This window comes from Sandaracinobacteroides hominis, assembly GCF_016464365.1.
GTDB lineage: Bacteria > Pseudomonadota > Alphaproteobacteria > Sphingomonadales > Sphingomonadaceae > Sandaracinobacteroides > Sandaracinobacteroides hominis.
Map to the genome: position 1 here is coordinate 290,703 of NZ_JADCUC010000004.1, position 21,142 is coordinate 311,844.

General features: G+C 65.9%; 20 protein-coding genes and 2 pseudogenes. 11 read left to right on the forward strand and 11 right to left on the reverse strand.

The window, feature by feature from the left end; all coding sequences use genetic code 11:
• Positions 1 to 10: 10 nt before the first annotated feature.
• Positions 11 to 1,600: an O-antigen ligase family protein gene (locus tag IM784_RS10790; protein ID WP_199555328.1), complete on the reverse strand. Its 1,590-nt coding sequence runs from the start codon at positions 1,598 to 1,600 to the stop codon at positions 11 to 13.
• 144 nt (positions 1,601 to 1,744) lie between these two features.
• Between IM784_RS10790 and IM784_RS10795 the strand changes: the two genes are divergently transcribed.
• Positions 1,745 to 2,803: a glycosyltransferase family 2 protein gene (locus tag IM784_RS10795; RefSeq protein WP_199555329.1), complete on the forward strand. Its 1,059-nt coding sequence runs from the start codon at positions 1,745 to 1,747 to the stop codon at positions 2,801 to 2,803.
• Between the two features lie 9 nt (positions 2,804 to 2,812).
• On the forward strand, positions 2,813 to 3,370 hold the full coding sequence (locus tag IM784_RS10800) for a VanZ family protein (protein WP_199555330.1): 558 nt from the start codon (positions 2,813 to 2,815) through the stop codon (positions 3,368 to 3,370).
• Here the strand turns inward: IM784_RS10800 and IM784_RS10805 are convergent.
• The gene (locus IM784_RS10805) at positions 3,367 to 4,704 is read right to left on the reverse strand and encodes a right-handed parallel beta-helix repeat-containing protein (protein WP_199555331.1); all 1,338 of its coding nucleotides are present in this window, start codon (positions 4,702 to 4,704) and stop codon (positions 3,367 to 3,369) included. The two genes, IM784_RS10800 and IM784_RS10805, sit on opposite strands and share 4 nt — an antisense overlap.
• Positions 4,705 to 4,899: 195 nt before the next feature.
• Positions 4,900 to 6,585: a right-handed parallel beta-helix repeat-containing protein gene (locus IM784_RS17640; protein ID WP_199555332.1), complete on the reverse strand. Its 1,686-nt coding sequence runs from the start codon at positions 6,583 to 6,585 to the stop codon at positions 4,900 to 4,902.
• 268 nt (positions 6,586 to 6,853) lie between these two features.
• On the opposite strand from IM784_RS17640, the gene IM784_RS10815 reads away from it, so the two are divergent.
• Positions 6,854 to 7,315: a hypothetical protein gene (locus tag IM784_RS10815; RefSeq protein ID WP_199555333.1), complete on the forward strand. Its 462-nt coding sequence runs from the start codon at positions 6,854 to 6,856 to the stop codon at positions 7,313 to 7,315.
• A 363-nt stretch (positions 7,316 to 7,678) separates the two neighbouring features.
• On the opposite strand, the gene IM784_RS10820 is transcribed toward IM784_RS10815, so the two are convergent.
• Positions 7,679 to 8,113, reverse strand: coding sequence for a DUF2948 family protein (locus tag IM784_RS10820; RefSeq protein WP_199555334.1), 435 nt, complete (start codon positions 8,111 to 8,113; stop codon positions 7,679 to 7,681).
• Positions 8,103 to 9,386, reverse strand: a complete 1,284-nt coding sequence (murA, locus tag IM784_RS10825; RefSeq protein ID WP_199555335.1) for a UDP-N-acetylglucosamine 1-carboxyvinyltransferase — start codon at positions 9,384 to 9,386, stop codon at positions 8,103 to 8,105. The genes IM784_RS10820 and murA overlap by 11 nt, the downstream gene beginning before the upstream one ends.
• 75 nt (positions 9,387 to 9,461) lie before the next feature.
• Between murA and IM784_RS10830 the strand changes: the two genes are divergently transcribed.
• The gene (locus IM784_RS10830; protein WP_207791731.1) at positions 9,462 to 10,097 is read left to right on the forward strand and encodes a glutathione S-transferase family protein; all 636 of its coding nucleotides are present in this window, start codon (positions 9,462 to 9,464) and stop codon (positions 10,095 to 10,097) included.
• Between the two features lie 206 nt (positions 10,098 to 10,303).
• Positions 10,304 to 11,596 (forward strand): right-handed parallel beta-helix repeat-containing protein, encoded by a 1,293-nt coding sequence (locus IM784_RS10835; RefSeq protein WP_199555336.1) that lies wholly within the window; start codon positions 10,304 to 10,306, stop codon positions 11,594 to 11,596.
• A 21-nt stretch (positions 11,597 to 11,617) separates the two neighbouring features.
• On the opposite strand, the gene IM784_RS10840 is transcribed toward IM784_RS10835, so the two are convergent.
• Entirely contained in the window at positions 11,618 to 11,911 is a 294-nt protein-coding gene (locus IM784_RS10840; protein ID WP_199555337.1) for a DUF952 domain-containing protein, read from the reverse strand.
• Positions 11,912 to 11,970: 59 nt separating this feature from the next.
• Here IM784_RS10840 and IM784_RS10845 point away from each other — a divergent pair, with 59 nt between their 5' ends.
• Positions 11,971 to 12,771 carry a glycosyltransferase family 2 protein gene (locus IM784_RS10845; RefSeq protein ID WP_199555338.1) on the forward strand — a complete coding sequence of 267 codons (801 nt, stop codon included), beginning with the start codon at positions 11,971 to 11,973 and terminating at the stop codon, positions 12,769 to 12,771.
• A 27-nt stretch (positions 12,772 to 12,798) separates the two neighbouring features.
• On the opposite strand, the pseudogene IM784_RS17800 reads toward IM784_RS10845, so the two are convergent.
• From IM784_RS17800 to IM784_RS10855, 3 genes and pseudogenes are all read right to left on the reverse strand, one after another.
• Positions 12,799 to 12,930: pseudogene (locus IM784_RS17800) on the reverse strand (DUF7684 family protein); the annotation flags it as partial.
• 197 nt (positions 12,931 to 13,127) lie between these two features.
• Positions 13,128 to 13,529 (reverse strand): Dabb family protein, encoded by a 402-nt coding sequence (locus tag IM784_RS10850; protein WP_328799511.1) that lies wholly within the window; start codon positions 13,527 to 13,529, stop codon positions 13,128 to 13,130.
• A gap of 143 nt (positions 13,530 to 13,672) precedes the next feature.
• Positions 13,673 to 15,226 (reverse strand): M28 family metallopeptidase, encoded by a 1,554-nt coding sequence (locus IM784_RS10855; RefSeq protein WP_199555339.1) that lies wholly within the window; start codon positions 15,224 to 15,226, stop codon positions 13,673 to 13,675.
• Positions 15,227 to 15,352: 126 nt separating this feature from the next.
• Here IM784_RS10855 and IM784_RS10860 point away from each other — a divergent pair, with 126 nt between their 5' ends.
• The 5 genes and pseudogenes from IM784_RS10860 to IM784_RS10875 all read left to right on the forward strand — a co-directional run bounded on the left by IM784_RS10860 (position 15,353) and on the right by IM784_RS10875 (position 19,666).
• Positions 15,353 to 16,753, forward strand: a complete 1,401-nt coding sequence (locus IM784_RS10860) for a M24 family metallopeptidase (protein ID WP_199555340.1) — start codon at positions 15,353 to 15,355, stop codon at positions 16,751 to 16,753.
• A gap of 164 nt (positions 16,754 to 16,917) precedes the next feature.
• Positions 16,918 to 17,307 (forward strand): PEPxxWA-CTERM sorting domain-containing protein, encoded by a 390-nt coding sequence (locus IM784_RS10865; RefSeq protein WP_235976981.1) that lies wholly within the window; start codon positions 16,918 to 16,920, stop codon positions 17,305 to 17,307.
• 9 nt (positions 17,308 to 17,316) lie between these two features.
• Positions 17,317 to 17,412, forward strand: a pseudogene (locus tag IM784_RS17745) (hypothetical protein); the annotation flags it as partial.
• A 9-nt stretch (positions 17,413 to 17,421) separates the two neighbouring features.
• On the forward strand, positions 17,422 to 18,663 hold the full coding sequence (locus tag IM784_RS10870) for a dipeptidase (RefSeq protein WP_199555342.1): 1,242 nt from the start codon (positions 17,422 to 17,424) through the stop codon (positions 18,661 to 18,663).
• A gap of 274 nt (positions 18,664 to 18,937) precedes the next feature.
• On the forward strand, positions 18,938 to 19,666 hold the full coding sequence (locus IM784_RS10875; RefSeq protein ID WP_199555343.1) for a class I SAM-dependent methyltransferase: 729 nt from the start codon (positions 18,938 to 18,940) through the stop codon (positions 19,664 to 19,666).
• A gap of 9 nt (positions 19,667 to 19,675) precedes the next feature.
• Here the strand turns inward: IM784_RS10875 and IM784_RS10880 are convergent, their stop codons facing one another.
• Together IM784_RS10880 and IM784_RS10885 are read right to left on the reverse strand one after the other, a co-directional pair.
• Positions 19,676 to 20,179 (reverse strand): hypothetical protein, encoded by a 504-nt coding sequence (locus tag IM784_RS10880; protein WP_199555344.1) that lies wholly within the window; start codon positions 20,177 to 20,179, stop codon positions 19,676 to 19,678.
• Positions 20,176 to 21,141 carry a PASTA domain-containing protein gene (locus IM784_RS10885; RefSeq protein ID WP_199555345.1) on the reverse strand — a complete coding sequence of 322 codons (966 nt, stop codon included), beginning with the start codon at positions 21,139 to 21,141 and terminating at the stop codon, positions 20,176 to 20,178. The genes IM784_RS10880 and IM784_RS10885 overlap by 4 nt, the downstream gene beginning before the upstream one ends.
• Between the last annotated feature and the right edge of the window lies 1 nt (position 21,142).

Genomic DNA, 21,142 nt, shown 5'->3' on the forward strand with positions numbered 1-21,142 from the left:
CGCCCTACGTTCAGGCCAGCGCCCGGCCCTTCAGGTCCATTGCGCCCGCCGGCGCCGCCTGCTTCTCCAGCTGCGCCAACCGATAGCGATTGGCGGCGATCCCGGCCGCAAGGATCATGGGGAAATAGAAGTTCCCCTCGAAGCTCAGCGAATACATCGTCAGCAGGAACAGGATGATCGATTGCGCAAACACGCTGCACAGCTGTGAGGATTCGTCATCGTGGCGCAGCGAATCGCGGATTCCGTGGAAGGCAAACATGCCAAAGAAGGCAATGAAGCAGAGGAAGCCCACCACCCCATAGTCCAGCAGCAGGTTGATCCAATAGCTGTCGATGATCCAGGTCCCGTCGGCGGTGGGCTTGCCGGCGATTTCCGCCGCGCGACCCGCTCCATTGCCCAGCGGATTGGAGGTCAGCGAATTGATCGCCCGTGTCCACTGCATCTGCCGCACATCGTCGCTGCCGGCATGTTGCTGGCCACCCACGGTCCACATCCGCATCCGCCGGCTGGAGGCGATCAGCACCCCCATGATCAGGATGAAAGTGGGGGCCGCCAGCATCGCCGCCGGGCCGATCACGTCAGACCCGTGCGTGGGCTTCAGATAACGGCGCAGCGCAAACACGGCGACATACATCACCACGCCCAGGATCATGCCGGTAAAGGCCGTCCGGGTATTCGTCGCCCAGGCGATGAAGATGGTCAGCACCAGCAGCGCCCACGCCCACGGCTTCACCCTGTCCTTCGCGGTAAAGGCCGCGTGCATGGCAAACGGCGTCAGCAACACCACCAGCTGCCCGAAATAGAGCGCCACCGGATAGATGCCGCGCAGGCGATAGCGGCCGTCGTCGCGCCGAGCCGAATAGAGGATCTTTTCGATCAGATTGGGATCCACCTTCAGGAAGCGCGGGATATGGTTCGCCCAGAAGGGCTGCTCCAGATGATATTCTATCAGGCAGACCACAAACAGGATCGCCATGCACCACAGCACCAGCCGGTACAGGCGCTTGATCATCGCGTCGTCCATCAGCACCCACAGGCCAACCAGCATCGGCAGGTTCCACAGCACGATAAAGTTTATGGCGGAGATGGCAGAATCTGGCATCTTCCTGGAAAGACCCACCGTCAGCAACTGCAGTATGATGAACAGGGCATACAGCCCGAACAGCAGCTTGGACGTGCTGACAACACCCGCCAGCTCCCTGCGCGATTCCGCCGACTGGGAGAATTGCATCAGGAACATCAACACCATCAGCGCGAACATCAGCCGCGAAGGGGTGATCCACGGCAGACCCTGCACGTTCAGCGCCAGATAACCCGGCCACAACAGCATCGAGGCCAGATAGGCCATGAAATACCAGCCGATCGATCGCCTGAAATCGACATTGCCGTCGGGCGCCATCCACAGCAGCACCAGCAGCAGCACGCCCAGCACGGCGACAAAGCCCTGCACCACCAGCTGCCCGAACACCGCCAGCCAGAAGCCCATGAACATAGCGAACATGATCAGAGCGGCCACACCCAGCGTCTTCAGCGCCAGATGCTTCCAGTCATTCACTTGCCGCGTGTAGGGCGGCAGTATCCGCTCGCGCGCTTTCGACATCGCCGCCCCTTACCCAAACACCAGCCGCTGCTCCAGCCGGATTCAGGGTAAAGGCTGAAACGCCGCACCGCAATCCGCCCATGTTGCATTCGCACACTGAATCCCTATCTTCCGCCCCGGGGGAACAGCGGGGTCGGTCCTCACATGCAGACAAGTTTCTCAACGGTTGTCGTTACCCGAAACCGGCCCGACGTTCTCGCGTTGGCGCTGCCGCTGCACATCGCCCAGTCGCGACTGCCGGAAAAACTGCTGATCGTCGACAGCAGCGACAACCCCGAACCCAATCGCCAGCTTGCAGAACGCCTGGCCCTGGCCGCCCCCTTCCCGATCCAGCACCAGGTCTCCAGCCCGGGAATCAGCGTGCAGCGCAACATCGGCGTCTCGCAGGTAAGCAGCGACGTCATCTTCATGCCCGATGACGACAGCCTCCTGCACGCCGATGCCGTCGCCCAGATGCTGCATATCTACGATCTCGATACAGAGCAGCGGATCGGCGGCGTCTGCAGCCTCGAAAGCCGCACACCCCCACCCGGCACGCTCGGCTCCGCCGACATCGATCCGGCCCGCCCTGTCTATCACAAGCGCCGTGCGGACCGGCTGAAGTCGCGCGTCACCCCGCATGTGAACCGCTTCGAGAACCGGCATTTCCCCGATCCGATGAAGCACGCTGCCCGTCGGCTGCAGCAGCCGCTCGCCATTCCCGCCTGGCTGGCGCAGGAACAGGCGGTGCCGGTGGAATGGATGCCCGGCTTCCGCATGTCGTTCCGCACCCAATGTCTGAAGGCGGTCGGCTTCAACGAGCTGCTCGGCCGCTATTCGCTGTTCGAGGATGTCGACGCCGGCCTCGGCGTGCTGGGCAACGGCCGCCTCCTCGTCGGCACCCACCGCGCCCACATCTATCACCACCGCTCGCCGGAAAACCGCAGCAATGGCCGCACCATGGGCGCCATCCAGATTCTCAACCGCGCCTATATCACCTGCCGCCACAGTCCGGCCGACAGCGAGCGCGACCGCACTATCCGCAACTACTCCCGCTTCCGCCTGTTCCAGTTCCGCATGCTGTCCGGCCGCAACAGCTATGAACGGCAGCGCTACGAAGGCGCGAGCGCCGCGGTAGAGCGCCTTCCGCGCCTGCTCGCAGCCGGCCCCGCGCTGGATGAAACCTATCTCGGACTACGCCGGGAAATCCTCGCCCTCGAATAGAAGTCCCGGATGACCGCTCCCTTCCTCGCCGTCTATCTTGGCGGCGCCTTCCTCCTCGCCCTGGCCGTCGCCCTCCCGGCCACCGGCGCCGCCTCGCTGCTCGCCGGCCGCGCCGCCTGGCGCTGGCTGCCTTTCCTTATCGCCACCTTCTTCTTCATCTTCCTCACCCAGCACCCGTTTCCGGCGCCCGGCAGCCTCCACTGCCCCGTCCCCTACATGCAACCAAAGCTGCAGCCTTTCGATTTCCTGCACATCCTCGGGGAAGGTCTCGCCTCGCCCAGCCCCTGGCTCGGCAAGCAGGCGGCCGCCATCGGCATGAACTTCGCCATCTGCGCGATGATCGGCGCACTGCTGGCCCGCCACAGCCGCAGCCTTTTCACCGCAATCCTCTTCGGCCTCGGCCTGCCGCTCCTCGTCGAGCTCAGCCAGCTCACCGGACTCTTCGGTATCTATCCCTGTGCCTACCGCCTGTTCGACGTCGACGACCTGATCCTCAACTTCGCCGGCATCCTCAGCGGCTTCCTCGCCGCCCGCGCCTTCCTGCGCGCACGCGCGACCAAAGCCTAGGGTTCCGCCCGCTCCGCGTGAATCTTCAACGCATTGGCCAGCGCCACCCGGAAATCGTCCGGCGCGCCATGGCTGAACGGCTCCAGCACGCCGATCCCCCTGGCCCGCGCCTTCGATCCCTGCTTGGTGATGAAGGCCGACAGCTCCGGCACCTCGCCGGTCGGCTGCGCCGGCAGCACCGAGGTGATGCGCTCCCCCTTCGAGCTCACCGTCACATTATCGCTGAACTGCGCCTCGCTCTGCCCGAACAGCGGCGCGATATTCTTGCGCACCACATTCTCCGGCACCCCGAACCGCGTCAGGATCGCCGGCTGCAGCGCCCCGCTGCAGCGCGGGTCCTTGGCCTGCGCATCGGCCCGCTTGATCCCGGAAAGCGACCAGGGTGAGGCGACGACCACGTTATTCTCCACCACCGATCCATGCACCGACGTAACCGTCACTCCGTGCTTGGAGGCGCCATAATAGACGTTGCGCTGCACCAGAAAATTGTCGTGGTAGATTTGCGGAGCCTTCGGATTCCCCGTCGTTTCCGAGCGGATGAAGATGCCCTGTATCGCCCCGCACAGGCCGTGCATCATCACATTCTCCACAATCCGCACATTTGAGGAGCCGATCTTCTCCCGCGCCGTCCAGAACTGGATTGAATCCGGATGCTCCCGGTCCATGAACTTCGGCGAGAAACTGTGGAAATAGTTGCGCATCAGGTCCAGGTTGGTCGACGCCGCCACGTTCAGCCCTTCGCGCACATGGCGCACCGTATTGTCGGCAAAGGTCGCGCGATCGGTCTGCTGGAAATAGGCGGTGCCGCGGAAATCCTCGAAGATGTTCCCGGCGATCGTCATGTGTCGGGAAAAGCGGATCCACGCCGCCACGCCATTATCGTCCCACGGATCCTGGTTGTGATTGGCGCCCGTCACCAGATTGCCGGCAAACACGATGTTGCTGGCATTGCTCATGCCCACCAGCGGCCGGCCCAGACCGCTCACCTGCACGCCGGCAACGACGATGCCGCTCGCCCCGTCCAGTGTCAGCTTGGTAAAGACCGGGCGCTTGTCGGTCGCCGCGATCAGGGTCAGCGGCTGTCCCTCGAACTTCTTGCCCCTCAGGCTCAGCTCGCCATAGTCGCCGGGCTGCAGCCGGATCTCGGTCCCGCCCTTTGCCGTCAGCAGCGCCGCCTGCAGCTGCACCGGCCCGGAAACCGTCTTCACGGCACCCGAAGCAGCCGGGGCCGCCGCATCGCAGGCCGTTGCCAGCAACGGCAGCAGCGCCGCCGCAGTCCATCTGCACACCGCGCGCCCGCTGCTCCGGCCAGTTCGTACTGTCATTGCTGTCATGCCGATCCACCCGCTGACGCCACACCTTTCGGAAACCTGCCGCCTCTCCGCCCCGGAGTCGAGGCGCTGCGGCAGATAAGGCGCTCGTCCCGCCCCGCCCGCCGCTCCGTCTGTCAGATAGGAAGGGCCATCCGCCAAAAGGGGCCGGGGTTTGTCGCCCCGGCCCCTCCAGGGGGATGTCCGGGCGCTACGCTGCTACGACTTGTGCACCTCCAGCGCACGTTCCAGTGCCTGCCGTGCGGTCAGCGTCGCGCCATAGGCGTAGCTGGCCAGCACGCCGACCCCCTGCGTCCGCGCCGCCGACGGGTTCTTCGTCAGGAACACGCTCAGGGCCGGGGTCGCACCGGTGGGCCGGGTCCGGAACACCTCGGTCCAGACGGTCGTGCCCGTCGTGGAGACGGTGATGTTGTTGGATTGGCTGCCGTCGCTGGTCCCCAGCTGGCTGACGATGTTGTTGCGGATCATGTGCGAGGTCGTGCCAAAGCGCGAGAGAAGCGCCGGCTTCAGCGCGCCGCTGCAGCGCGGGTCCTTCTTCTGGGCATCGGCGCGGCTGACGCCGGTTTCGGAATAGGGCGAGGCGATCACGACATTGTTCTCGGCCACCGCCCCGTCGATCGAAGACATCGAAAGTCCGTTCTTCGACGCGCCAAAATAGACGTTGCCGCGAATGGTGAAGTCGGTGTGACGGATCTGCGGGATGTTCTTGCCCTCGGTTTCCGAGCGGATGAAGATGCCCTGTACCGCCGCGCAGCCGCCGTGCGCCATCACATTCTCGATGATCTTCACATGGCTCGATCCGACCTTCTCGCGCGAGGTCCAGAACTGGATCGAGTCCGGATGCTCACCGGCCGCGACCTTGGGCGAGAAGCTGTGGAAATAGTTGCGATAGAGATCGAGGTCGTCGGTCGCCGCAACATTGATGCCTTCGCGGATATGCCGCAGCGTGTTGTATTCGAAGGTCACCTTCGACGATTGCTGGAAATAGACGCCGCCGCGCAGGTCTTCCAGCAGGTTGCCGGTCAGCGTCACGCGCTCCGCAAAGCGGACATGGATGCCCGAATTGCCGTCATCCCACGGATCGCTGTTGCGGTTCACGCTGGTGACCACATTGCCGGCAAATATGATGTCGCGCGTGCTGTTCAGATAGACTGCCGCCCGCTCGGAGCTGGAAATCTGCATCCCCGAAATCGCCATGCCGCTCGAGCTCGACAGGTTCATGTGGGTGAACACCGGCCGCACGGACGTCGCCGCCAGCAGCTTCACCCGACCCAGCTTATAGGCCTTGGAAGTCCACACCAGGCTGCCGTAATTGCCCGGCTGCAGGCGGATTTCGGCGCCTCCGGGAACGGTCAGCGCCGTCGAAAGCGCAGCCCTCAGCTCGGTGAGGTTCGATACGCTGAACTGGCGCACGCCGGGGTTGGTCGCCATCTCGCCCACTTCGGGCGTCAGGCCATCGGCAGGCGAAGTCGGTTGGGTCAGGGTCTCGACGGCCGGCGGGACGGCAGACGGAGCAGTGGGTTCCGCAGGCGAAGGGACGCTGCTTGTCGAAGCCGGTTGCGAAACCGCAATCAGCGGCGCCTGCAGTTCCGCCCGGTCAACGCCGGTCACCATATCCACCACGGTCTTGACAGCGTCAGCCACGGCGTCAGCCGCCGACGAAGCCGCGTTGGAAACGGCGTCCACCACACCGCCGACGACATCGACCACCGCATCGATCACGGTATCGACAACCGAGCCATCTGCCGGCGCGGTCGGCGCCGCCGTCTCCGGCTCGGTAGCCGGAGCAGAGGGCGTAGAGGCTGGAGCAGCGGGCGTGGAGGCAGCGGGGGTCGAGACAACAGGCGTGGAAACAGCAGGCGTGGTGGCAACCGGCTCAGTCACCGCCGGAGTGGTTGCAGGCGGCGTGGTAGCCGGCGGCGTGCCAACGGGCGCAGTGGTAACGGGCGGAGTGCTAACCGGCGCCGGGGTAATGGGCGGAGTGGTAACGGCCGGAGGCGTGACCACCGGAACGGGAACCGCCGGAACCGTCGCCGCCGATGCTGCAGGTGTAGGTGTAGGTGTAGGTACAACTGGCGCCATCGGGTTCGAAGCCAGATACGGCTCAAATCCGCCGGGCTCGCCGGGGATCAGCCGCAGGATCCGGCCGAGCGTGATCGCGAAAGAGGTGGTTGCCGCCGTCTTGCTGCTCGAAACCCTGGCTGCAGGAGCGGAAGCGGCTGCAGGAGCAGAAGTCGCTGCAGCAGTCGATACCACCTTCGGCGCAGCCGATTGCACCAGGGTCGGAAGGACGACCGGCGCAGCCACCGCCGGTGCAGATGCGGCAACCGGCGTTTGCACGGCTGCAACCGAAGTGCCACCGCTCGGCGCCGCCTGCGGAACGGGCGGAACGGCAGGCTTGTTTACAGGCGCGGACTCGGTAGCAACCACAGCATGCGTCTGGACAGCCTTGGGCGCTGTCGAACTTCCTATAAGGAAATCGAATGTTTCCAGTATTTTATCAAAATCTATGAAGAAAAGTGAGCGCGCATTCGCCGGCGCTGCAATCATCAGCAGCGCCCCGCCCAAGGCGAGACTTTTGTTACACAACATGAAGCAACCCTTTGTTTTATAATTATTGTGATTATCCGCAGAGTTTCGCTTAACCACGTCGGGCACAAGCTTAACCCGCAGATCGGCCGACGAGCCGTGCGAAATCATCGGTGAATCGAGTTTTCGGCCTGCAAAATGATTTCTGGTCGGTAACGTTTTAACGATGCGTTACGATTCGACTCCGAGTCGAAGTGTTCAGCAAATATGCCTGTTTTCCGAGGCTTCACGTGCGTCCCACAGATCATTTCTCACTCCGCCGCCGCGGATGAAACGACCTCCTGCAGCCGACATCCGTGAAATAGTTAACACGACCTGCCGACCGCGCGCCGCGCGGGCAAGAACCTTAAGACCTGTTAACGATAAACGGTGCTGCAGGCGCGATGACTCAGGGCAAATCATGCTGCGGGAGCGAAATAGCCCCCCAAGGCCCCGACATATCTTCCAACGTGATGTCAATAACTTCAGCCTCGAGTCGCAATCGCGCCCCGCCGCCGAAAATCAGCTCCAGCGCCCCGTCGACCGGCTCGATCGCCATCAGCGGCAGCACCATCTCCCGCTCGTCCGGCCATTCCTTGCGCTGGACGCGCGAAATGAAATCGAAGCGCAGCGCAGACCGAACCCGCGTCGCCGGCTTGCCCTCGCTCACGGCTTCCCAGCGCAGCCGGTTCCCCACCAGCACCAGCTGCCGATGCCGCGCACTCCAGCTGATGTCGCCGGCCTTCACCGCCATGTCCTGCACGCAGGCCGACAGGATCCGCAAATCCTGTTCATCCTCCGCCCGCAGCAGCAACAGCTCCGTCACCGCCCGCTCAGTCCCCACTTTGCCGCTCCACATCGGCGCCGACCGCCTGCAGCTTCTCTTCCAGCCGTTCATACCCCCGGTCCAGATGATAGACCCGGCGCACGATCGTCTCGCCCTCGGCCGCCAGTCCGGCGATCACCAGGCTCATAGAAGCGCGCAGGTCGGTCGCCATCACCGGCGCCCCGTTCAGCTTCGGCACCCCGCGCACCATCGCCGAACGCCCGGTCACGGTGATGTCCGCCCCCATCCGCGCCAGCTCGGGCACGTGCATATAGCGGTTCTCGAAGATCGTCTCGGTCAGCATGGATGCGCCGTCGGCCAGCGTCACCAGCGCCATCAGCTGCGCCTGCATGTCTGTCGCCAGTCCCGGCCAGGGCGCCGTCGTCGCCGTCACCCCGTGCAGCCCGTTCGGCCGGCTCACCTTCAGCCCGTCGGCCACATCCTCGAAGGCCACGCCCGCGGCTTCCAGCACCGGCAAGGTCGACCCCATCAGCTCGCGGCTCGCCCCCACCAGCACCACTTCGCCGCCGGTGATCGCCGCCGCACAGGCATAGCTCCCGGCCTCGATCCGGTCGGGCATCACCGCATAGGTCGCCCCATGCAGGCGGCTCACGCCCTGCACCACCAGCCGCTCGGTGCCGATGCCGGAAATCTTCGCGCCCATCGCCACCAGACAGGTGGCAAGGTCGACAATCTCCGGCTCGCGCGCGGCGTTCTCGATCACCGTCTCGCCCCTGGCCAGCACCGCTGCCATCAGCACATTCTCGGTCGCCCCGACGCTCACCACCGGAAAGATGATCCTGCCGCCCGTCAGCCCGCCCTTCGGCGCCTTGGCCCGCACATAGCCGGCGGTCAGCTCGATCTCCGCCCCCAGCGCTTCCAGCCCCTTCAGATGCAGGTCGATGGGCCGGTTGCCGATCGCGCAGCCGCCCGGCTGGCTCACCGTCGCCACCCCCTCGCGCGCCAGCAGCGGCCCCAGCACCAGGATGGAGGCCCGCATCTTCCGCACGATGTCATAGGGCGCCGTGGTCGACGTCATCCGGCTCGCCGAAATGGTCATCACCCGGCCGAAATCCTCCGGCCGGCTCCCCTGCGTATGGGTCGATGCCCCCAGCACGTTCAGCAGATGCCCAAAGGTATCCACATCCGCCAGCCGCGGCAGGTTGCGCAGCGTCAGCGGCTCATCCGTCAGCAGGGCAGCCGGCAGCAGCGTCAGCGCCGCATTCTTCGCCCCCGAAATCGGCAGCCGCCCCTTCAGCGTCTTGCCGCCCGAAATCCGTATCTGGTCCATCGCCGATCCTTAGCAGCAAAATCCTCCCCCGAAAGAGGGCTGGCGCAAAGCCCGCCACTCCGTCACCCAAGGGCCATGATCCAGCTCTGGCACTGCGCCAACGCCCGCTCCTTCCGCCCGCTGTGGATGCTGGAGGAAATGCAGCTCCCCTATCAGCTGCACCTGCTGCCTTTTCCGCCGCGCTACCGCCATCCCGGCTGGCTGGAAATCAACCCGCTCGGCACCATCCCCTATCTGACCGAAGGCGAGGCCGTCCTCACCGAAAGCAGCGGCATCCTCCACTATCTCACGCAGGCGCACGGCCCCACCGATCTCGCCGTCACCCCCGCCGAGCCGGACTTCGCCCTCTACACCAACTATCTCTTCCAGTCCGACGCCACCTTCACCTTCCCGCAGACACTGGTGCTCCGCTACCGCGTGCTGGAGGCGCCGGAAAAGCGCCTCCCCCAGGTCGCCGACGCCTATGCCAAATGGTTCCTCGCCCGCATGACCTGGGTGGAAACGCATCTGGGCGGCACCCAACATCAGGGTGGCCGCGAATGGCTTGTCGCCGGCCGCTTCACCGCTGCCGACATCGCCGTCGGCTATGCCTGCCTGCTGGCGGAAACACTGGGCCTGTTCGCCGATCTCGGCCCCGCCACCCGCGACTGGTGGGGCCGCTGCAAGGAACGGGATGGTTACCGGCGCGCCCGCGCCGCCCAATCCGGCTAGCCCGGCGTCCCAAACGCCGATTCACGGATTCCCGGCACCTTGCTGAACCGCCGCTAACCCGGCGCAAACCGCCGCCACCGGCGGCCCGTTAACCACACGCCAACGCCCCTAGGCGCTAACGCCCGTTCACCGATTCACAGCTTCAACCCGCCCTCCCGCCTGCCCGTCTCTCCACTGGCGAACCCCGCCCCTCCAGGAGACGCCGCATGCCCAGAACCGCCCTTTTCGCCCTGCTTCTCGCCACCGCCGGCCCTGCCACCGCTGCAACCTACACGGTCGCCAACCCTGCCGAGCTCGCCGCCGCCATCAAGGCGGTCCGCGCCGGAGACACCATCCTGCTTGCCCCCGGCGATTATGGCACCATGCGCATCTTCCGCCGCCGCATCACCGACGGGCGGGTCCACATCACCTCGGCCGACGGCGCCAACCGCGCCCGCGTTTCCACCATCAACCTCGAAGGTTCGGAGGGCTTCCTCGTCAGCCGCCTCGTCGTGCAGGGTTCCACCACGCCGCTCGTCAACATCACCGGCGCCCCGCGCAACATCGCCTTCCACGACAATCTGATCCAGGGCGCCAACGCCAACCTCGATCCGTGGGACGACAACAACACCGCCGTCTATATCCGCGGCGCCAATACCGTCACCTTCACCCAGAACCAGTTCCGCGATCTGAAGACGGCAATGTACGTGCAGAACAGCTTCGACGTCATTATCTCGCAAAACAGCTTCACCTACCTGCGCGAGGGGCTCAACATCGCCTCGCTCGGGCGCGGCGACATCGTCGGCAACCTGTTCCACAGCTTCTACCCGCGCTACGACAAGAGCGAGCATCCCGACGCCATCCAGCTCTGGACTCGCGGCGAAAGCTGGGGCTCGCACGACCTCTCGATCCGCAACAATTATTTCGCCCTCGGCGGCCCGCGCATGGTGCACGGTATCTTCGGCCGTTCGGAAGAGGCGGAAAGCTATGGCCGCCCGGTCTATTTCGCGCGCCTCACCATCACCGGCAACGTCTATTACGGCTCGGCCCTGCACGGCATCACCCTCAGTTCGGTAAACGGCGCCGAAGTCTCCAACAACGTCGTCGTCGCCTCCCCCACAGCCGACATCAACAACAGCAACCTGAAATCCCCGGATGGCGGCCGCTCGTCCGGCGGCGGCCTCCTGCCGCAGATCCGCCTCGTCAACGGCACCGACATCCGCGCCCGCAACAATGTCGCCACCAGTCCGCAGCCCGCAGGCACAGGCGTCACCTCAACCGACCACATCAAGATCTACGATCCGGTCCGCAAGACGGGCGAGCCCTGGACCAGCGTCTTCGCCGCCCGCCCCACGGCAGAGGTGCCGCCGCTCTCGGCCTTCCTCAGCCTCCCCGGCACGGCGGCGCACAGCCGCGGCATCGGCCTCCTCTCCACCTTCCAGGCCGGCCATGTCGCGCCGGCCGCCAGCCCGCTCCGCCGCGGGGACGTCACCCTCGGCGCCATGCCCGCCAAACCCTGATGCATCGAAAGGGGCGGCGCTTCAGCCGCCCCGCACCGCCACCACCTCCGCCATCCGGAGCGCCCGATACAGGTGCGGAAACGCCGCCCCGCCGCGCGAAACCTCCCACTTCAGCGCCGCATCGCCCGCCACCGCCACCTCCGCCACCACCAGCCCGGCTTCCCCGGCAAAATGTTTCGCCAGCGTCCCCGCCAGCTGCGCCTCGGTGGAAAGATGGATGAAGCCATCGCGCACATCATCCGCCGAACCGGCAAATTCGCCAGCCGCTTCGAACGCCGCCCACTCGTCGGCCCGCAATATCTTGAAGATCGCCATCACCGCCCCCTGCTGAACAGCCGCTTCCCACGCAAGCCCCCAGCCGCTACGCAAGCCCCATGCAAGCTCCGCGCTGGACTGTCGTCCTCCCCTATTTCAACGAGGAAAACTGGCTCCCCGCCACCCTCGAAAGCCTCACCGCGCAAAACCTGCGCCCCTTCCGCGTCGTCCTCGTCGACAATGGCTCTACCGACAGCACCCCCCAACGCGCCCGCGAATGGGCCGACCGCCAGCAGGGCATAGAGGTCAGCCTCGTCACCGAAACCACCCCCGGACAGGTACACGCGCTCGAACGCGGCATCCGCGAAGTCTCGACCGAATTCATCGCCATCGCCGACGCCGACACCCTCTATCCGCCGGCATATCTGGAAACCGCCACCCGCCTGCTGGACGCCGCGCCGAAATCCACCATCGGCTTCATCGCCCACGATACCGGCCCCAACCCGGACAGCCTGGCCGAGCGCACCGGCCGCTTCCTCTACACCCACATCATCCCCAGGCTGCTCCCCGGGCAGGCGCACGGCGGCGGCTATGCCCACCTGTTCCGAACAGCGCCCTACAAGGCGTCCGGCGGCTACAGCGCCAGGCTCTGGCCCTATGTGCTGAAGGATCACGAGCTGGTGAACCGCCTGCGCAAGCAGGGCAGGATCACCTATTCGCAAGAGCTGTGGATGCAGCCCTCGCCCCGCCGCGAGGACCGCAAGGGCGTCCGCTGGACGCTCCCCGAACGCATCCTCTACCACGCCACCCTGCCGTTCCAGAAAGACTGGTTCTTCTACGATTTCCTCCGCCCCCGCTTCATCGCCCGAGGCCAGAAGGACATCGTGCTCCGCCAGCAGAACTGGAACCCAAAAACCTGAAAGGCTTGCGCAAAGGCCAGCATCTACCAGCCATTTGGCAATGCTATTGCGCCAGTCGTCGGTGACGGCTACCTCGGAAACAATCACCGCCCGAAACGGACCGCTGGTCAGGCTCGCTGGCGCGTTTTTCGGCTGCAGATGCAAACATTCCAGTGCCATGCACCCAGCTCACGATATTTGCTGAAACCAGCAATCCGCCAATGACCGCATCCTACCTCAAAGCTGACGAGCGCCGCAGGCAATCAATCCAGGCCCTGCACCGACTTCAGCGGTAGCGCTCCAACTTCGAGGGTGCAGGGAAATCATTTCCCTGCCGGGTCCGGGCAGAGCCCGGCCGCCGGAGGCAACAACCCCTGCTAAATGTCCACAGCATCCCGCACCACAACCCGAGCCCAAAGCCCCGAATTCTCCGCCACGAACGCCTTGTGCCGCGGATGATCCTGATAGATCTTCTGGTCCGCCACAGACCCGAACACCATATGCTCGGAAACGTCGAAGCTGTTGTCCACCACGTCCCGCGCCTCGGTATTCGCCGCCACGCCGATAAACAGTTCGCGCACCTCAGGGATCGCCTTCAGCTTCTGCAGCCCCGCGATCAGCTGCGCCCGATCCGCTTCATTCCCCGGCCGTTTCAGCCAGAAATACACCTGGTGCCGCAGCGTGAACCCCGCCTTCGCCTCAGCGCCCGAAGCCCCCATCACAGCCGCTCCAACCGCTGCAGCCCCCAGAAACACCCGCCGGTCAACGTCATTGGACACACCAGTCTCCCGCTCCCGCGCCAAAGGCGCAATCAAACAAGCCAGCACAAAACCGATCAAGCCGCCTTCACACCGATCATCGAGGGTGCAGGGAAATCATTTCCCTGCCGGGGTGAAGGGGCAGAGCCCCTTCGTTCCTTCCCCTACTTCGCAAACCGCCGGAAAAAGCTATCCGCATTCCAGCTCGGCCTGACCGGCGCATCCGCCACCGCCACGATCAGCTTTTCCAGATAGCGGTTGAACGCCACGGCATAATCCGGGTTGATCGGCTGGTTCAGATCGTCCGACGGCGCATGGTAGCGTTCCGTCAGCCAGGCCTTCTGGATCGCCTTTTCCTCCGGCGTCACCGCGGCGAACTTCAGTGCCAGCGCCGGCACGCCCACCCGCACCCAGCTATACTGGTCCGATCGCACGAACAGGTTGCGCTGCGGTTCCTGGTCGGGGATCTGCTTCACCCCCAGCGAAGCCGCCACCTGTGCGGAAACCGGCCCCAGCGAGGAATCCTCCGATCCAAGCGCCGTCACCGTCGTGAACGGCCACAGCGGCAGGTACATGTCCATGTTGATGTTGGCGACAACGGCCTTCGGGTCGACGGTCGGCTTGTTGGCGTTGAAGCGGCTGCCCAGCAGCCCGCGCTCCTCGCCCGTCACCGCCACGAACAGCACCGAGCGCTTCGGCTTCGCCTTCACCAGCTCGCGGCCCACCTCGATCATCGTGGCAATGCCAGAGGCATTGTCCATCGCGCCATTATAGATGCTGTCGCCGTTCACCGGCTTGTCCACGCCCACATGGTCCAGGTGCGCGCTCAGCACCACATATTCCCCGGCCAGCTTCGGATCGCTGCCCGGCAGCAGACCGACGACGTTCGGCGAGCTCAGCTCGCGGTCCAGTGCGAACACCTCGCCCGACAGCTTCTTGTTCAGGTTGATCGCCGGCAGATTCTCGCCGGCATCCGCCTTCTTCAGGATCTCGGCAAAGCTGGTGCCGCTGCCGGCAAACAGCATTTCGGCCTCGGCAGGCGAAAAGGCGGCGGTCAGGAACGGCTGCTTCGCATCGTTCAGCGCCGGATCGGCCAGCCGCATGCCGGGCGTCGCCACGCTCAGCTTCTGCCGCGCCCAGGGCACGTCCATCTGGCTGGGGTTGGCGATCGTCACCAGTCCGATGGCGCCCGCCTTCTGCATCGCAGGCCACAGCTCGGCAGAGCGCGCATGGCTCGCCAGCGCCCCGGAAATGCTGTTCGGCTTGCCCGCCAGCGTGACGACGATCTTGCCCTTCAGATCCTGTCCCGCGAAATCGTCATGCCCGGAGTCCGGCAGGTGCAGGCCATAGCCCAGAAATACCAGCGGCGCGTCAAAGGCAGTCGGCAGCTGCGGCACCCGCGTCCCCAGCAGCACCTGCTCGCCGATCACCAGCGGCACGCCGTCCAGCGCCAGTTTCGATTGCGCGATATCGATCCGCTGTTCCTTCAGCGCCACCGGCTGCAGATACCCGTTCACGCCCGCCGGCTTCAGCCCCAGCTTCTGGAACTGCCCAGACACATAGGCGGCCGCCCGATCATAGCCCGGCGACCCGGTCAGCCGGCCTTCCATATTGTCGTCCGCCAGCACCTTCACATGCGAAAACCAGCGATCGCCCGCCGCATCGGCAAAGGAGGGTTGTGCAACAACAAGGGCAGACAGCAGCAACAGGTAACGCATCAAGATCTCCTACGCCCCCGTCACACCCCCGACTCACCCCGGATAGCGTCACCCGCGCGCAACAAAAAGCCCCTCTCCTGCCCGCAAGGGGTTGGGGCGACACCAAAACGCAGATACCAAGGCCGAATGTACAAACGCCTGCTCGCCGCCCTCCTCCTCGCCGCCTCCGCCAACGCCGAGAGCTGGCCGCTGCAACAGACCGAGCAGCTCAACCCCGAAGTCCCCGCCATCCCGCCGTTGCGCGAACGCGCGAAGCTGCAGGACGCCTGGACCCGCGAGCGCCTCGAAACCCTCGCCCTGCCGCTCATGCGCGAGGCAAAGGTCGACATGTGGATCCTGACGGCACGCGAATACAACGACGACCCGGTCCTGCAGACCATGCTCGACGCGGAGAGTTTCACCGCCCGCCGTACCACCATCCTCGTCCTCACCGATCCTTGCCCCCCGGCCGCGAAAGCGGCCGCAAGCGCGGGCCCGAGCAAGTGCGAGGAAGGCTCGCCGCAGGCGAACCAACCGGAACGCCTGACGGTCTCTCGCTACGGCCTCGGCGGCCTGTTCGAACCCGCGTGGAACCCGGCCCGGCAGCCAGATCAGTGGAAACGCCTCGCCGAACTCATCCGCGAACGCGACCCGAAGCGCATCGCCATCAACGTCTCCCCCGCCAGCGCCTTCGCCGACGGCCTCACCAAGTCCCAGCACGACGCCCTCACGCAGGCCCTCGGCCCGGATCTCTCCCGCCGCCTCGTCTCCGCAGACCCGCTCGCCATCCGCTGGCTCGAAACCCGCACGCCATCCGAAATGGCCTGGTATCCGATGCTCGTCCGCACCGCCCACGCGATCATGGCCGAAGGCCTCTCCAACAAGGCCATCACCCCCGGCAAGACCAGCGTCGCCGATCTCGAATGGTGGCTGCGCGAACGCATCTCCGAGCTCAAGCTCGGCACCTGGTTCCACCCCGGCATCGCCATCTTCCGCCAGGGCAGCGCCACCGACCTCAGCGGAGACACCATCTTCCAGCCCGGCGACATGGTCTGGCTCGATTTCGGCATCACCGCGCTCGGCCTCAACACCGATACCCAGCACCTCGCCTATATCCTGAAGCCCGGCGAAACCGACGCGCCCGCAGGCCTGAAGGCCGGCCTCGCCAACGCCAACAGGATTCAGGACGCCGTCACCGGCAGCTTCAGGACCGGCGCCACCGGCAACGACATCCTCCTCGAAGCCCGCAAAAAGGCCCTCGCGCAGGGCCTCAACCCCACCATCTACAGCCACCCCATCGGCACCCACGGCCACGCCGCCGGCGCCGCGATCGGCTTCTGGGACGATCAGAAGCCCTCCCCACGCGGAGACCATCCCACCCACCCGCAAACCGCCTGGTCGATCGAGCTCAGCCAGACCCAGCCCGTCCCCGAGTGGAACAACCAGCAGGTCCAGTTCCGCACCGAGGAAGACGGCTATTTCGACGGCCGCACGTTCCGCTACATGGACGGCCGCCAGACCCGCTTCCGGCTCATCCGCCCGCAATAGGTTCCGAGTCGCACCGCAGCAGGCTCCATCCGCCGCGGCAAATCCCCGCGCCATCGCACGCTGTTAACCATATTCGTTGACCAGACGTCAGAAGCATGTTGTTCTACCTGCGGGCCGAACCGGAGGGGCGCCGGGCCGGCAATGCAATTTGGGGGATCGAACACATGCGTATCGTTCATCTCGCGGCCTCAGCGGCGCTGATTGCCGCCCTCGCCACCACCCCCGCCACCGCGCGGGTCGTCTTCATCTATCAGGCCGCCAACATGCCGGCCCGCGTGGACGCCTTCCAGCAGCCCGCCTTCCTCAGCAATCCCGCCTTCTCCGGCGGCAACCTCGCCAGCTTCCGGCCGGCAAAGGGCTTCGAAAGCGCGATCGCCGGCCTGCAACGGCAAGGCACCAGCCCCGGCTTCGAGGCCGCAAAGCCGGTCGCGCTGGAACCCGGCAATATCGAGGTCCTGCCCGAACCGGGAACCTGGGCCACCTTCATCGTCGGCTTCGGCTTCATCGGCTTCGCCGCCCGCCGCCGCCGCACCGCCCGGCTTCCACAGCGCTGATTTCACGGGACCAGGTTTCAGGGGGCCAGGTTTCAGGGGGCCAGGTTTCGGGCGGCCAGGTTTCGGGCGGCCAGTCCCCTTTTCACTGCAGCCGCGCCCCGCTAACCGGGGTGCATGCTGAAGCTCATCCTCCCTGCCGCCTTCCTTGTTTCCGCTGCCTGCACCCAGGCCCAGCCGGCCAAACCCGCTGAATCGCCGGAAGCCCGCGCCACCCGCATCCTCACCGAAGTGCCGCTTTCAGACGGCCACAACGACTGGCCCTACGCGCTGCGCAGCGCCTACGGCGTCGAAGGCGCGAAAACCGCCGATCTCAACCAGCCGGCAACCGTGAAGTCCACCAGCCAGTTCGCCACCGGCGCCGTCACCACCGGCCACACCTCCATCCCGCTCATCCGCAAGGGCCAGCTCTCCATCCAGCTCTGGTCGGTCTATGTCCCCGCCAACCTCCCCCCCGAAGAAGCGGTGAAGCAGACCTTCGAGCAGATCGACATCGCAAAAAGCTTCGCCACCCGCTACCCGCAAGAATTCGCCACCGTTACCACCGCCGCAGAGGCGGAAAAGGCCTGGAAATCCGGCCGCCTCGCCGGCTTCATCGCCATGGAAGGCGCCCACCAGATCGCCGACGACATCGAAACGCTGCGCCGCGCCTACGCCGCCGGCGCCCGCTCGATGACGCTAGCCCACAGCAAGTCGACACGCCTGTTCGACAGCGCCACCGACACCTCCGTCCACAAGGGGGGCATGGCCCCCGAAGGCGCGGCGATGATCGCCGAAATGAACCGGCTCGGCATGCTCGTCGATCTCTCGCACGTCTCCCCCGCCACGATGAACGCCGTCCTCGATGTCACGAAATCCCCGGTCATCTTCTCGCACAGCAGCGCCAAGGCGGTCACCAACCACCCGCGCAACGTCCCAGACGATGTGCTGAAACGGATGCCGAAGAACGGCGGCATCGTCATGGTCACCTTCGTCCCCGCCTTCATCGACCAGGCCCGCACCGACTGGCAGATGCGCCGCGACGCCCAGCGCCTCGTCGGCGGCCAGGACGCCGCCGCCGTCGCCCGTCTCGAGGCGTGGGACGCAGCCAACCCCCGCCCGGTCAGCACGCTCGCCATGGTCGCAGACCATATCGACCATGTCGCCAAAGTCGCCGGCCACGACCATGTCGGCATCGGCGGCGATTTCGACGGCATCCCCGACACCCCCAAAGGCCTTGAGAATGTCGGCACCTACCCGGCCCTCTTCGCCGAACTCGCCCGCCGCGGCTGGACCGACGAAAACCTGCGCAAGCTCGCCGGCGAAAACTTCCTCCGCGTGCTGAAGGCCAACGAGAAGCAGGCCGCCAGGCAGAAGTAAGGGGCCGCCGGCGGGCAGGGACATGATGTCCCTGCACCCTCCATACTTGGCTCGTCGCCCCAGCGAAAGCCGGCACCTCAGGCCGCCAAAACACAAGGCCTCCGGCAGAACCACGTCGCCCGCAGGCAAACCTGCCGTCACAAGAAACACGACGTCGCCCCCGCGCAGGCGGGGGCCCATCTCTCCGCACGCACCCACCTCCCCGCCAACCCACAACCGCCATTCGTCGAATACCCCCTTGACCCCACCGCCCGGCACGCCAACCCTCCCGCAAATGCGCGCACTTCTGCCTCTGACGATCCTTCTGGCCGCCTGCTCGCAGGCCCCGGCCACCCCCGCGCCCGAAACCAGAACCCCCGCAACCCCCATCTCCGCTCCGGCCGCCGAAGCCCAGTTCCCCGAACCGGATCGCCCCGTCGCCGCCGTCGCCGTCCCCACCTGGTCGGATGAGCAGAGCCGCGACAACAACGGCGAGTTCGCCCGTGTCATCAGGCTGCTCGGCGTCTCCCCGGGCCAGACGGTTGCCGACATCGGTGCCGGCAGCGGCTATTACAGCGTCCGCCTCTCCCCCGTCGTCGGCCCCAATGGCAAGGTCTATGTGAATGATATCATTCCGGATTATCTCGCCCGGCTAAAGCGCCGCGCGGCGTCCGAGAATCTCGCCAACCTCGATTTCATCCTCGGCGACGCCGGCTCCGCCAACCTGCCGCCCAACAGCACAGACCTCGCGCTGATGGTCCACATGTACCACGAGATCGCAGACCCCTTCAGCCTGCTCTGGAATCTGCACGACAGCCTGAAACCCGGCGCCCGTCTCGCCATCATAGATGCCGACCGCCCCACCGAACGCCACGGCACCCCGCCCGCTCTCCTCCAGTGCGAACTGGAGGCCACAGGCTACAGGCTGCTCAAAACCGAACGCCTGGCCGGCGGCAGCTACATCTCGGTATTCGAACCAACCACCCGCCCAACCCCGCAGATGATCGAGCCCTGCAAGGCGTAACGCGCACCGCTACGCCAGCTCCACCCTCAGCCGCTTCGCATGGCCCGTCCTGTTCCCCGGCCATTCTGAAATCGAAACGCTCGCAACGCCGATCGCCAGCGGCAGTACGGAATCACCCGCCATCAGCCCCAGCGAACCCTGCGCCTCGCAAAGACAAGCCGGCTCGCCCCGGATGCCCGGCGCCCCCGCCCTCAGCAGCACCTCGCCGCGCAGTCCGATCGACCAGCGCAGCGTGCCGCCCGGCGACAGGATCTCGGCCGCCGGGCTGTTCACCACGCGCACCGGCTCACCCTCCGTCACCCCATGATCCCGCGCCAGCAACTCCTCCACCTCCGTCGCAAACGCCGCAGGCATCGCCGCCAGCACCGCCTGCGCCAGCCTGCCGGGCGGCAGCCACGCGGCCCCTTCCGACCGGCTCCAGGCCAGCAGCTCCGGGTGCGCCTGCTCCAGTCGCGACAGCAGCCACCCGGGGGAAACGGCGGTGATCGGCAGCAGCCTTGCGAGCGCCGTCATGTCACGCCCATCCGCGGCGGAAGATCCGGCCGAGCCCGCACCCGCCAGCCGCCCGCCGGCACCGCACCCCCAGTTGGCGTCGGCGCCGCCTTGCCTCCATCCTCGCCCGTCTTCCGACGACGCCGCACCCCCCGCACCAACTGCGTTCCAGTCACCCCCGCGAGCAGACCCGAGGCCAGTAGCGTGCCCGGTTGCGATTCCAAGCTGGTCGGCTCCGCAAGCACCTCCACGCCCTCCGCCGTCACAACCAGCCGTTCGCCAGCCGCCATTGCCGTCCCGGGCGCCGGGTTCTGTGCCAAGATTACCAGCTCCGCCAGATCGGCTTCCCCCATATCCTCCCGCAGCCGGCCGGCCGTCGCGACCAGCACCGTTGGAAGGCCCTGACCGCGCACAATATCCCGCGCATCCGCCATCGGCCTTCCGATCAGGTCCGGCGCCTCGACGCCCGACACATCATCGACCACAGGCGGCGGAGGCGGGCTATCCACCGTGGGAGGCACATCCCGCCCCACCAGCAGCGCAATCTCGCGGTGATAGCTCAAGTCGATCTGCCGCGACGGCATGGTCCGCAGCACCGGCTGCGTCGTAGAACCGGTCCCATCCTCCAAGGAAACCAGCGTCAGCTTCGGCATCGGGCAGCCAAGCGATTTTGCAAGCTTCCGCAGCCGCCGCTCGATGTCCTCCGCCGACCCCTGCGCCGGCACCGTCACAAGGCAGCCCCGCCCACCGGCCGGAACGATCCGATAGCGCGTGCCGTTGCACAGCGGCAAGACAGCCCCGCCCCTGCGCGGCAGCCCCTCGGCGCCCTTATACTGCATCGCGTCCAGCGTGGGTTCCTTCCCCGTCAATTCGAACACCACCTCACCCGAACGCGCGATGCAGCGGCGTTTCTCGGGCACCTGCGCCGCGGCCGCGGAAACCCACAGCAGCGACAGCACGGCCAGGGAAAATCCCGCGCGCATG